This is a genomic window from Roseinatronobacter sp. NSM (assembly GCF_052379845.1).
In the GTDB taxonomy this organism is placed as follows: Bacteria; Pseudomonadota; Alphaproteobacteria; order Rhodobacterales; family Rhodobacteraceae; genus Roseinatronobacter.
Genome location: NZ_JBQTCF010000017.1, coordinates 72,542 through 85,195 on the forward strand (window position 1 = coordinate 72,542; position 12,654 = coordinate 85,195).

At 60.6% G+C, this 12,654-nt stretch carries 13 protein-coding genes; 4 read left to right on the forward strand and 9 right to left on the reverse strand.

All coding sequences use genetic code 11. The annotated features are described in order from the left end of the window. Positions 1–19: 19 nt before the first annotated feature. Positions 20–373, reverse strand: coding sequence for an AtpZ/AtpI family protein (locus ACTZWY_RS10915; protein WP_444790737.1), 354 nt, complete (start codon positions 371–373; stop codon positions 20–22). 216 nt (positions 374–589) lie between these two features. Between ACTZWY_RS10915 and ACTZWY_RS10920 the strand changes: the two genes are divergently transcribed. Beyond that, on the forward strand, positions 590–940 hold the full coding sequence (locus ACTZWY_RS10920; protein WP_444790738.1) for an ArsR/SmtB family transcription factor: 351 nt from the start codon (positions 590–592) through the stop codon (positions 938–940). A gap of 403 nt (positions 941–1,343) precedes the next feature. Here the strand turns inward: ACTZWY_RS10920 and ACTZWY_RS10925 are convergent, their stop codons facing one another. The 8 genes from ACTZWY_RS10925 to ACTZWY_RS10960 all read right to left on the reverse strand — a co-directional run bounded on the left by ACTZWY_RS10925 (position 1,344) and on the right by ACTZWY_RS10960 (position 9,724). Next, complete coding sequence (locus tag ACTZWY_RS10925; RefSeq protein WP_444790739.1) at positions 1,344–2,066, reverse strand: peptidase; 723 nt, start codon at positions 2,064–2,066, stop codon at positions 1,344–1,346. Positions 2,067–2,131: 65 nt separating this feature from the next. Further along, complete coding sequence (locus ACTZWY_RS10930) at positions 2,132–2,950, reverse strand: transglutaminase family protein (protein ID WP_444790740.1); 819 nt, start codon at positions 2,948–2,950, stop codon at positions 2,132–2,134. After that, positions 2,947–3,900, reverse strand: a complete 954-nt coding sequence (locus ACTZWY_RS10935) for an alpha-E domain-containing protein (protein ID WP_444790741.1) — start codon at positions 3,898–3,900, stop codon at positions 2,947–2,949. Before ACTZWY_RS10935 ends, ACTZWY_RS10930 begins: the two co-directional genes overlap by 4 nt. A 1-nt stretch (position 3,901) precedes the next feature. Further along, a complete protein-coding gene (locus ACTZWY_RS10940) occupies positions 3,902–5,320 on the reverse strand; it encodes a circularly permuted type 2 ATP-grasp protein (protein WP_444790742.1) in 1,419 nt (472 codons plus the stop codon). Positions 5,321–5,438: 118 nt separating this feature from the next. Then, positions 5,439–7,385 carry a TRAP transporter permease gene (locus tag ACTZWY_RS10945; RefSeq protein ID WP_444790750.1) on the reverse strand — a complete coding sequence of 649 codons (1,947 nt, stop codon included), beginning with the start codon at positions 7,383–7,385 and terminating at the stop codon, positions 5,439–5,441. 208 nt (positions 7,386–7,593) lie between these two features. Further along, entirely contained in the window at positions 7,594–8,058 is a 465-nt protein-coding gene (locus tag ACTZWY_RS10950; RefSeq protein WP_444790743.1) for a DUF1850 domain-containing protein, read from the reverse strand. Further along, on the reverse strand, positions 8,055–9,014 hold the full coding sequence (locus ACTZWY_RS10955) for a TAXI family TRAP transporter solute-binding subunit (protein ID WP_444790744.1): 960 nt from the start codon (positions 9,012–9,014) through the stop codon (positions 8,055–8,057). The genes ACTZWY_RS10950 and ACTZWY_RS10955 overlap by 4 nt, the downstream gene beginning before the upstream one ends. 113 nt (positions 9,015–9,127) lie before the next feature. Further along, positions 9,128–9,724 carry a LysE family translocator gene (locus ACTZWY_RS10960; protein WP_444790745.1) on the reverse strand — a complete coding sequence of 199 codons (597 nt, stop codon included), beginning with the start codon at positions 9,722–9,724 and terminating at the stop codon, positions 9,128–9,130. A gap of 90 nt (positions 9,725–9,814) precedes the next feature. Here ACTZWY_RS10960 and ACTZWY_RS10965 point away from each other — a divergent pair, with 90 nt between their 5' ends. From ACTZWY_RS10965 to aroA, 3 genes are all read left to right on the forward strand, one after another. Beyond that, positions 9,815–10,267 carry an Lrp/AsnC family transcriptional regulator gene (locus ACTZWY_RS10965; protein ID WP_444790751.1) on the forward strand — a complete coding sequence of 151 codons (453 nt, stop codon included), beginning with the start codon at positions 9,815–9,817 and terminating at the stop codon, positions 10,265–10,267. A gap of 63 nt (positions 10,268–10,330) precedes the next feature. Then, positions 10,331–10,975, forward strand: coding sequence for a ParA family partition ATPase (gene parA, locus ACTZWY_RS10970; protein ID WP_444790746.1), 645 nt, complete (start codon positions 10,331–10,333; stop codon positions 10,973–10,975). 76 nt (positions 10,976–11,051) lie between these two features. After that, positions 11,052–12,401 (forward strand): 3-phosphoshikimate 1-carboxyvinyltransferase, encoded by a 1,350-nt coding sequence (gene aroA / locus ACTZWY_RS10975; protein ID WP_444790747.1) that lies wholly within the window; start codon positions 11,052–11,054, stop codon positions 12,399–12,401. The last annotated feature ends 253 nt before the right edge of the window (positions 12,402–12,654 follow it).

Here is a 12,654-nt window from a genome sequence, read left to right on the forward strand (position 1 = left end):
GATTGAGAGGCCACCATTTTCATCCGCCACTGGTCTTGTCCCCTTTTTCCGCACCCGTATCATATGGGCCGGTGTTTTCCGCCTGTGCCTGCAACGCGCGCGCCGACCGCATCATGGTCTTTACACCGGCCGCGAAGCCCAGCAATGTAAACAGCACCAGCAAGAACGGCTGTGTGTCCAGAAGAACATCCAGCCCGTAGCCAATGCCCGCACCGATGCCAAGCCCTGACACCAGTTCGACCACCATACGCCAGCCCACCTGGGCCATTGAATGATGATCCTGTTTCGCCCTTGGCGGGTTTATCGCGGCCTTGGCCTTGGCGATCCGATCTTCAAGGGCCTTCAGCCGCTCCAATTCGTCACGCTGTTCCAAGCCTGCCACCTCCGGCTGCAAGTTGGGCGGAAACTAGGCAGCCCCGCGCACAGAGTCAAGCATCTAAAACGCAGCATGCCGCAATTTAATATACTGATAATAAACGATAAAATTATATCATCGGAAGTTTGACCCAAGGCGCGCGCGGATTTTGCGCCCAAAGTCATATTCAACCAAATAGTTGACCTTTTGCTGTTAGCGCGTGACAAGGCAGATATGACCCAAGCCCCGACCCCATCGCTTGATCTGGTTTTCATGGCCCTTGCCGACCCCACACGGCGGGCCATTCTAGCCATGCTATTGGAAGATGACATGGCGGTAACCGATGTAGCGGACCCGTTCGACATGTCGCTTGCGGCGATTTCCAAACATCTGGGGATATTGGCACTGGCAGGGCTTATCAGTCAGGAAAAGCGCGGGCGCGTCAAATGGTGCAAACTGGAACCCGATGCCCTGCGCGAGGCCAGCATCTGGATGCAGGCCTTCGGCCAGTTCGAAGCGGTTAATCTGGACGCGTTTGAACGCTTCCTGGCGCAGGAATTGCAAACCTCACTGCCCGAGGGTTAAAGCATGTCGCGCAAAAGTGGGAACCGGTTTCGTGCAAAAAGACATGCGACAACATAAAGTCAGAGTGGAACGCGTTAATGCGAATGAACGCGGCACGCTTTAGGCACCGCAAGCCCAGGATGCCTTATCGGGATAGGGCATGGCTGGCGTGAGGCAGACCTTTTGCGCATGGATCAAGCCCGCGCTAACGGCGGGCCGGGGTCTGCCGATCCCACAGTATAGGACTGCAGTTTATCCCGGCGGCATATTCCTGACATCAAACGCTTGGCACGCCTTCAGGTCATCGGCAGGCCGCGGGACGGCCCGCCGATGGCGCGGCGGGCTGCGCCCTTTGCTCCGCGCCTTGGCAATCTTGCCAATGTCTGGAAAAGGCCCAAACTGCCCCCCCCCCCGTGCGACGCCCCTAAGCAATCTGCGCGAAAGCATCGCGCAGCGCTTGCGACCATGCTGCGGACATGGCCGCGAAATCCTCGTCATTGGCTTCGATGCGGCGTTGTTCACTGACGCGCAGCGCATCGGTTTCAATCATCGCAAGATCCAGCGGCATACCCACGCTAAGATTCGAGCGCAGCGTGGAGTCCATCGACAAAAGCACCGCCTTGCGGGCTTCATCCAAAGGGGTGTCAACTGTGATCACGCGGTCCAGAATGGGCTTGCCGTATTTATGCTCGCCGATCTGCAGATAGGGCGTATCATCTGTCGCCTCAATGAAATTGCCTTCGGGATAGACCAGAAACAGGCGCATGCGCCCGCCCTTGCGCTGGCCTGCCACAATCATGGACGCAGTGGCGGCCTGCGTCATGCGGTCCATGCGGGCCTTGGTTTCCGCAGTCACCCGCGACAGCATTTCGCCGGTAATGGTGGCCACGTCCAGCATGCTTTCGGCCAGCATAATGGATGTGTCGGGCGTGGCATCTTCATCATCGATCGCTTCATGCAGGCGCGCAAGCGTGGTTTGCGTGACCGACAGATTGCCTGCCGTCATCATGACGATCACACGATCACCGGGCGCCTCAAACGTGAACATCTTTCGATATACTGAAATATTGTCCAGACCCGCATTCGTGCGCGTGTCGGACAACAAAACCAAACCGGCCTTCAGCAACAGCCCCACGCAATATGTCATCGCGCCTTTCCCTGCAAACCACTCAACCCGCCAGTGTTAGCGCTGTGCCCAAGGCACTGCAAGGCTCATTGCTGCTGGGCTTCGATCACGACTGTCACATCCAGCGCCTCGGCGGCGCCGCCAAGCACCAGCCCGCGCAAGGGGGCGGCATCCTGCGCATCCAGCCCGGACCCCAGCCGGATATACTGATCATTTGGGCAGCATTTGTTCGACGCGTCAAACCCCACCCAGCCCAGGCCCTCCACAAAAATTTCAGCCCAGGCGTGGCTGGCTTCATGCGCGCTGCCGTCTTCCGTGGCATTCAGGTAACCGCTGACATAGCGCGCCGGCAGATCGGCCAGATGCGCGCAGGCAATCAACACTTGCGTATGGTCCTGACATACGCCCGCACCTTCATTCATAGCCTCGGCCGCAGTGGTGTGGGCGTGCGTGGCGCCGGGCCGGTAAGGCAGCGCGTCCGACACGGCGGCAGCTAGCAGATGCGCGCGCTCCAGTGCCGTGGCCGAACCGGCATCGCGCAGGGCCTGATGCACCAGTTCCACAATCGCGCGGTTGGGTTCAGTGCGCACAGTGTTGCGCATATAGGCCCGCGGCGGCACCCGTTCACGGTGGCCGCGCAGCACACCGGCCGTGTCAACGGTTTCAATTTTGCCGCGAACGGTCACTTCAATATGCTCCACCCGTTTGCGCAGGGACACTGTCTGAATGTAATCCCCCGCCCCGTCACGGAACGCTTCGCCCATCACCGCATCGGGCACGTCAACAGACCAGTCGATCACCTTCTGGCTGTCGCATCTGGCCGGGATCAGGCGCAGGCTTTGGATGATACCGGCCACGGGGGTTGCAAACTCATAGCGGGTCTTGTGAAACACTGTCAGAATCATCGTGCTTCCCCCGTCAGATACTGGTCATGGATGGACTGCGCCAGCACTGCGTTGTCGTTGATCATGCGTGTCAGGAATTCATGCAACCCTTCATCGAACACATCGTCAATGCGCGCTTCCGCCAGTTCCCCCAGCAGCGCGCGGGCGGATTCCTGTGCAGGCGTGGACCGGCCATAGATACGCGCCAGCTGGTCCAGATGTTCATTCGCTTCCGCATAACATGACAGCAAGGATCGCGGGAATTTCGGGTTCAGCAACAGAAAATGCGCGATCTGCATCGAACTGAGTTCGCCACCATAGGCCCAGTTATAGGCCCGGTGCGCCGACAAGGCCCGCAACAGCGTGGTCCATTGATAATTGTCCAGCCCCGACCCCACATAGGCGACGGATGGCAACAAGACATAATATTTCACATCCAGCAGGCGCGCGGTATTGTCGGCGCGTTCCACCGCATAGCCCAGATTCATGAAATTATAGCCGTCAATGCGCAACTGGGTGGATTCAATCGCGCCCCGGATCAGGGAACTGGTGCGGATGGTCCAGTCGGTCAGGTCGGGGATGGACAGTTTGGACCGTTCCATCCGCTGCATGGCCATCAATTCCTGATAGCTGGTATTGATGGCGTCCCACACCTGCGATGTCAGCGCCGTGCGCACAATGCGCGCGTTTTCGCGCGCGGACCGAATGCAACTGGCCACCGACGACGGGTTTTCCGTGTCAAAGAACAGGAAGCTTTCGACATTGCGCTGAACAATCTCGCCGTATTTGTCTGTAAAGGATTGCAACACCCCCTTGCTTTGCAAGATGGCGGCCCATTCATTGCGATAGCCCCCGCCCGCATTGGGCAAAAGCGCGTTGCGAAAGCCCATATCCATCAGTCGGGCTGTGGTTTCGGAGCGTTCCAGAAAACGGGTCATCCAGAACAGGTTGGCGGCGGTGCGGCTTAACATGTCATTCCTCTGCGATAACCCAGGTGTCCTTGACGCCGCCGCCCTGACTGGAATTCACCACCAGCGATCCATTGGTCAGGGCAACACGCGTCAACGCACCGGGCACCAGTTCGACATCCCGGCCCACCAGGCAATAGGGCCGCAAGTCCACATGACGCGGCGCAATGCCTTCGTCAACGAAAGTCGGGCAGGTTGACAGCGCCAATGTGGGTTGGGCGATGTAATTCGACGGGTTGGCCGCCACTTTTGCTGCGAATGTGTCTATGGTCGCGCGGTCAGATGCGGGGCCGACCAGCATGCCATAGCCGCCCGATCCGTGCACTTCCTTGACCACCAGTTCGGATATGTTTTCCAGCACATATTTCAGATCATCGGATTTGGCGCATTGCCATGTCGGCACATTGTCCAGAAGCGGTGTTTCCCCCAGATAGAAGCGCACCATTTCAGGCACATAAGTATAGATGGCCTTGTCATCAGCCACGCCCGCGCCGGGGGCAGAGCATATTGTCACCCCCCCCGAGCGATAGACATTCATCAGCCCCGGAACCCCCAGCGTGGAATCAGGGCGGAAACACAGCGGGTCCAGAAAGGCGTCATCAATCCGGCGATAGATGACATCAACCTTGCGCGGCCCCTCAGTGGTGCGCATCCAGCAAAAATCACCATCGACAAACAGATCCTGCCCTTCGACCAGTTCAATGCCCATCAGGTCCGCCAGAAAGGAATGTTCATAATAGGCCGAATTGAAATGCCCCGGTGTCAGCAGCACCACACAGGGGTCGCGGTCGCATTTTGCGGGTGCCACCGACGCCAATGTGCGTTTCAGCAACCGCGCATAGCCATCCACAGGGGCGACGCGGTTTTCCTGAAACAGATGCGGGAACATGCGCATCATGACTTCGCGGTTTTCCAGCATATAGGACACGCCCGACGGCGTGCGGCAATTGTCTTCCAGAACATAAAACTGCTCAGCACCTGTGCGCACCAGATCAATGCCCACGATATGGCTGAACACCCCCAAAGGCGGGCGGAACCCTGCCACCGCAATTTCATAGGCGTCATTGCGATACACCAGATCAGCGGGAATACGCCCTGCGCGAATGATTTCGCCACGGTCATATACATCGGACAAAAACGCGTTCAGCGCGCGGGCGCGTTGCTTGATGCCCCGTTCCAGCCTGCGCCATTCATGCGCGGTAAACACGCGCGGAAACATGTCGAACGGGATAAGCCTGTCAGGGTCGCCCCCTTCGCCATAAACTGCGAAAGTAATGCCGTAGCGGCGAAACAGATCCTCGGCCTCGGCCTGTTTCAGGGCGCGGAATTCGGCGGGCATGTTCTGATACCAGCCTTCCAGCATTTGATAAGGGGCGCGCAACCCGTCAGACGCATACATTTCGTTGAAAAAATCGGCTGCCATTGCGCAGGAACTCCATTATTTACAGCCATCAAAACAGGTCTGTGCAGAAAGTAAAGATCACCAGAAGTCAGTGCCTAAATTATAGGCACGCAGGCGGACACAAAGCTGTGCCCCCCTTTCAGGACAGGCCCGCGCGCGCCTGTCGGGCGTTCAGCCAGTTCAGGGACAGCACCACCAGCAGCACCCCCGCGCCCACCAGTTCCACCGTGACAGACGGCCAGAACAGCGCCACCACCGCAGGCACTGCCACCAGCCGCGAAAGGGCATCCATGCGGGCGAACAAATACCCCTCAATCGCGGCAGCAAACGCGACCAGCCCCAGAATGGCGGTAAACCCTGTCCACAACACATGCAGCAGCGGACCACCATAGATGATTTCGGGGTTGAACACCATGAACAGCGGGATCAGATACAGGCCCTTGGCGAATTTCCATGCCTGCATGGATGTTTCCATGGGTTTTGCCCCCGCCACCGCCGCCCCCGCAAACCCCGCAAGTGCCACTGGCGGCGTCACATTGCTGTCCTGGGAATACCAGAACACCACCAGATGCGCGATCAATAGCGGGATGCCGAATTCATTGTGCAGCGCAGGCCCCACCAGCACGATCAGCACAATATAGCTGGCCGTCACCGGCAAGCCCAGCCCCAGCACCAGCGACGCAATCAGCACCAGCCCCAGCGCCAAAACGATATTGCCACCCGACAGCGCCACCATCATGGAGCTGAATTTCAGCCCCAGCCCCGTCAGACCCACAACCCCCACGATAATGCCCGCCACAGCACAGGCAATGGACACGGCCACCGCATTGCGCGCGCCCAGTTCCAGCGAGTCCCATATCATACGCAGCCCGCGCAGAATGGACGCCTGCACCCGGTCGCGCGTGACTGGCCCATCCGCCCACACGGCCCAGGCCCCGCGCAGCCCTGCCACGCCCACAACCGACAAAATGGCCCAGAACCCCACCCGCATGGGCGAGATGTTGTTGACCAGCAGCACCACCAGCAACACCAGCGGCACAATGAATTGCCACCCCGCCGCCAGCACATGGCGCACGATGGGCAATTCCGCAGCAGACAGCCCCTTCATGCCCTGTTTCATCGCCACGATATGCACGAACAGATAGACTGTGCCCAAATACAGGATCGCCGGAAAAATCGACACCAGAACGATGTCGATATAGGGCACTTGGGTATATTCCGAAATCAGGAACGCGCCTGCGCCCATCAGGGGCGGTGTGATCTGCCCCCCGGTCGACGCCGCCGCTTCAATCCCGCCCGCCTGTTTGGGCTTGTAGCCAAGGCGTTTCATCAGCGGAATGGTAAATGCGCCCGTTGTCACCACATTTGCAATCGCGGACCCCGAAATTGACCCCATCCCTGCGCTTGCAATCACAGCCGCTTTCGCAGGGCCGCCCGGTTTGCGCCCGGTCGCCGCAAAGGCCAGATCAATGAAGAACTTGCCCGCGCCGGTTTTTTCCAGAAACGCCCCGAACAGCACGAACATGAACACGAATGTTGCAGCCACGCCAAGCGGCAGGCCGAAAATCCCTTCCTGCCCCAGATACAACTGGCCCACCAGCCGGTCCACGCTGGCGCCGCGATGCGACAGAATGCCCGGCATCCATTCCCCCACCTGCGGCAAGGCCCCGCGCGGACCTGCCAGCGCATAGATGATGGCCAGCGCGCCAATGATGGTCATGCCCAGCCCCACGGCGCGGCGGCTGGCTTCCAGCACGGCAATAATGCAGATGATGCCCACGGCAATGTCTGTGCCCGTCCACCACCCGGCCCGCGCGATGATGTCATCCAGATACCAGATGATATAAAACCCGCTTAGAAACGCGGCGGTCAGAAACCCTGCGTCAATGATCCAGCCCAACACCCCGCGCGGGCGCGTCTGCCCGAAGGCGGGAAAAATCAGAAACGCCAGAAACAGCACAAAGCCCAGATGCGCGGTGCGTTGGTAAAACAGCCCCAGCGGCTGGATGCCAGCTGTGTATAGCTGAAACAGCGACAGCATGATCGCCACCGCCGTGATCAGCCACAGCACAGGGCGCGGCTGCATTGCATCCGCGGATCGCAGATTTGACGGAATAACCCCACCATCTATCTGATCGGGGTTTATGCTGTCGGTGATGCTTTTGTGTCCTGCCATCGGGGCCGCCCTGTCACTTTTTCATGTCACGCTGTTGGCCGGGCTGTGCAGGCCCGCCGGAACATGCGCTGTCAAATGGTTGGTGAATGGCGCGCCATGTGCGGCCCTGCGCCATTCATCAGGGGTTCAACTGCAACCGCACGCGCGCCCCGTGGTCCACATGGTCCAGCAGCGCCAGGTCATGACCTGCAGCCGTCAGCCTGTGGCCAACATGTTCTGACCCCACGCGCAAGGTCAGGCTGTTGTCAAACAAGGCTTCATCAATGCCAACAATCCAGTAGCCCCCACCCTGCGCCGCAACCAGCGTGCCACGCCCTGCCACCTCGCCCAGACCTGCAGCGAAATCATGCAGGTAGCTGCGGGTCAGGGTCAGTTGGCCTGCACGGTTTTCAAAACAATCCGCCACAGCGCCGCCTGTCACGGAATGCGCCCAGCGCAGGCAAATCTCCGTATCTGCGGGCATCGGCAATTGCGCCAGCACTGCGCCGCGCGCATCTTGCAGGTGCAAAGCCGCATCCGCGCAAGCGACAACGGGCGCGAACAGGGCGGCAAGACATACCCGCCCTGTTGCCCAAGCTGTCACGGGCGCTGATGATCCTGCGGTGTTGCGCCCAGTTCTTCCAGATAGCGCAGCGCACCGGGGTGGAAGGGGATCGGCGTCGAATCAACACTGAATTCCACTGTCGTGTCATTCGCGGCGGGGTGAATGGCGATCAACTCGTCCACATTCTCATACATGGCGCGGGTGATGTTATAGGCCAGTTCCTCATCCATATCGGCATGCACAATCAACACATTGGGGGTTGAAATGCTTAGCACCGGGTCGGCCATCCCGTCATACAGCCCCGCACGCAGGGTATAGGGGGCAAATGTCGGTTCCGCAGCGATGGCGGCGGCAATTTCATCTGTGGTCAACGGGACCAGCCTGATGGACCGCGTGGTGGCAAGGTTCATGATGGAACTGGTGGGCGGCCCTACACTCCAGAAACCCGCGTCAATATCGCCGTCGCGCAGCGCGTCGGCGGTTTCATTGAAGTTCAGGCGCTGTTCGCTGATGTCATCATAGGTGATGCCATTTGCCGCCAGCAGAGTTTGCGCGCTGACTTCGGTGCCCGACCCCGGCGCGCCAACAGACACACGCTTGCCGCGCAGGTCTTCAAGGCTGGTGATCCCGCTAGCGGCAAGTGTGACAAGCTGAACAGCATTAGGGTAGATCGACGCAATGGCGCGCAATTCATCCACCTGACGCCCCTCAAACGCGCCTTCGCCGTGGAATGCCTGATACACCGTGTCGGCCAGCGCCAACGCCAGATCGGAATCAAAACGCGACACCAGCGCCACGTTTTCCACCGATGCGCCGGTGACTTCCGCACTGGCGGATGCGCCGTCCACATGGCGGTTGATCACCTCCGCCAGGCCCCCGCCATAGGGAAAGTAAACCCCGCCGGTGCCGCCTGTGGCAATGGACAGTTCCTGCGCCTGCACGGGCGCGGCCAACAGCGCCGTCGCCGCAGCAATGGCTGCAAATCTGTAAGTCATGTGTATCCTCCCAAGGATCATTGTTTTTGTTTTTCCGATCGCACGCGATCCATGGGAAAGACTAGCGGCGCATTTCGCATCGCGCAAGCATTGTAGGGCCGTGTTGCGCAGGGTTACCCTGCGAAAACCACCGGCACCAGCGATGCCGCCAGCAACACCGCCATGGAATAGTTGAACACCCGCAGCCAGCGGGGGCGCTGCAACACGCGCCGCACCCCCAGCCCAAGCCCCGTCCAGATAACGGTTGAGGTCCAGCCCACGCATAAAAACCCCGCCGCCACCCAGGCCACGGCGCCCCAATCCTGCGTTGGCGCATAGATCGACACCGCCCCCAGCGAGATGACCCATGCCTTCGGGTTGACCCATTGGAACGCGGCGGCCTGCAGGAATGTCAGCGGCTTGCCCTTCGCGCCAGCCCCGTCCGGGGGCGCGGCATGGGCAATTTTCCACGCCAGCCACAGCATATAGACCACGGACACCACCTTCAGCGCCAGTTGCGCGGGCGGGTAGCTGATGAAGAGGCCCATCAACCCCACACCCACCACAAACACCATTCCCGCATGGCCCAGTGCGATGCCCGCCATATGCGGCAGCGACCGCCGGAACCCGAAATTCACCCCCGATGCCAGCAACATGACATTATTCGGCCCCGGCGTGGCCGAGGTCACGAAGGCGAAGGCAAGCAGTGCAAGAAAAACTTCTGATGTCATCATCTCAATCCCATAGCTGCACAAAACCTAATGCAGATTTCAGGAAATTGAATTGCAAATACTGCAGGACAGGTGCATAATTTGCAACTTATGACGGGACTGGACAAAATATCCGAACATATATTGCGCATCCTGACGCAGGAAGGGCGCATTTCCAACCTTGATCTGGCCGAACGCGTCGGGCTGTCGCCGTCAGCCTGTTTGCGCCGCGTGCAGGACCTGGAACGCAGGCGCGTCATCACCGGCTACAAGGCCGTGCTGGACCCTTTCCAGACCGGCATCGGCTTTATCGCCTATGTCACTGTGGGCCTGTCGCGCCACACCAAGGCCGCACAGGAAGAATTTGAACGCCTGATGCGCGCAGCCCCGCAGGTGCGTGAATGCCACAACATTACCGGCACAGTCGAATACCTGCTGCGCGTGGAAGTGCGTGATCTGGCGGCATACAAACATTTCCACACCGATTACATGGGCGCATTCCCCTATCTGGACACATTGACGACCATGGTTGTGATGGGGTCGCCCAAGGACGACCGCGCCTGATCTTTTGCGCGTGCATCCGGGCAGGAAACCAGCTATGCTGCAGCGCAGCAAAAGGGGTGAACCATGCCAAAAGGGAAAGTCATCACAGTCGCGCAGCAAAAAGGCGGGTCCGGCAAGACAACGCTTGCGGTCAATCTGGGGGCCATGCTGCAACGCGCAGGCCATAAGGTGGCGTTTCTGGACACCGACCCCCAAGGGTCATTGGGGCGCTGGTTCATGACCCGCCATCAGGCCGGACGCAGCGACGGGCTGGAATTTTCCACCGCATCCGCATGGGGTGTGGGCTATGAGGTGGGCAAGCTGCGCGACATCGCAAATTTCGTCATCATCGACACGCCCCCCAAGGCCGATGCCGACCTGCGCCCTGCCCTGCGCGAAGCCGATCTGGTGGTGGTGCCTGTGGCGTCCAGCCATGTGGACCTGTGGGCCACCGAAGGGGTGCTGGATCTGGCGCGGCGCGAAGGGCGCGATGTGCTGGTCGTGCTGAACCGCGCGCGCGCGGGCACACGGCTGGGCGCGGAAATTGCGCAGGCCGCCAGCGCATTGGACGCAGCCCTTGCGCAAACCCAGATCGCCAACCGCGTGGCCTATGCCGAAACGCTGGGTCAGGGCATGGCCGGGCATGAAGGCGCGCGCAACCCCACCATCCGTGCGGAACTGGACGCACTGCTGGCCGAAATCCTGGACCGGCTGCAACAACAGGACTAAGCGCGCCGCTTGCCCATGGACGGGACAGGGCGCTTGCGCTATCAGCGACGCGTATTCCGTCAAGAAAGGTGCGCGCATGTCCGGCCACGGCCCCGCAATTCCAATGACCGCCCGCAAATCCGCGCCGCTGCGCGGTGTTGCGCAAATTCCCGGTGACAAATCCATTTCCCACCGCGCGCTGATCCTTGGCGCGCTGTCTGTGGGCGAAACCCATGTGACAGGGTTGCTGGAAGGGCAGGATGTGCTGGACACCGCGCGCGCCATGCGCGCCTTCGGGGCGCAGGTGATCCAGAACGCCCCCGGCGACTGGACGGTGCATGGTGTGGGCGTGGGCGGTTTTCGAGAACCCGATTGCGTGATTGACTGCGGCAATTCCGGAACCGGCGTGCGGCTGATCATGGGCGCCATGGCCACCACACCCATCACCGCCACCTTCACCGGCGATGCCAGCCTGAACAAACGCCCCATGGGCCGTGTGACCGACCCGCTGGCGCTGTTTGGCGCGCAGGCCGTCGGGCGCAGCGGCGGGCGATTGCCCATGACGGTGACCGGCGCGCAAGACGCTGTGCCCGTGCGCTACCGCGTGCCCATGCCGTCGGCGCAGGTCAAGTCAGCGGTGTTGCTGGCGGGGCTGAACGCACCGGGCCAGACTGTGGTGATTGAAGCCGAACCCACCCGCGACCATTCCGAACGCATGCTGCGCGGCTTCGGCGCGGACATCACGGTTCAGGATACCGAAGAAGGGCGCGTCATCACTCTGACTGGCCAGCCCGAATTGCGCGGCCAGACCGTGGCCGTTCCGCGCGACCCAAGTTCCGCCGCCTTCCCGGTTTGCGCCGCGCTGATGGTGCAGAATTCCGACATTTTGGTGCCCGGTGTCAGCCAGAACCCGACAAGAAATGGCATTTTCACAACATTGCAGGAGATGGGCGCTGATCTGGTAATGGAAAACCCCCGCGTGGAAGGCGGCGAGCCGGTGGCCGATTTGCGGGTGCGGTTTTCCACGCTGAAAGGGGTTGATGTGCCCCCTGAACGTGCGGCCAGCATGATTGACGAATACCCCATCCTGTCGGCACTTGCAGCGACGGCGGACGGGGTCACCACCATGCGCGGCGTCAAGGAATTGCGCGTCAAGGAATCGGACCGGCTGGATGCCATGGCGCGCGGGCTGGAAGCTTGCGGCGTGCAGGTGGCGGAAACCGAAGACAGCCTGACCGTGTATGGCATGGGCGCGGGGGGTGTTCCGGGCGGGGCCACTGTCCAGACCCATCTGGACCACCGCATCGCAATGGCGTTTCTGTGCCTTGGGCTTGTTACGCAAAAGCCGGTGACGATTGATGATGCGTCCCCCATCGCAACATCCTTCCCCGCGTTCGAAGGGTTGATGGCGGATCTGGGCGCGCAAATCACGCGCGACAATTCCTGACACCAGTTCAATTGCCCAAAGCGGCTGGATGAAACTGGCCTGAAGCTGTCATCCAAGGCGCGGAGCAAAGGCCGCAGGCCGCCGCGCCATCGGTGGGCCGTCCCGCGGCCCGCCGATACCTCTGGTGGCACGCCAAGCCTTGAAAGTCGGAGTATGCCGCCTGCATAAAGTGAACTTCACTGGCGTCGGATCGGCAGACCCCGGCCCGCCGACAGCGCGGGCTTCATCCAAGCGCCAACGTCCCCTTCAGGCC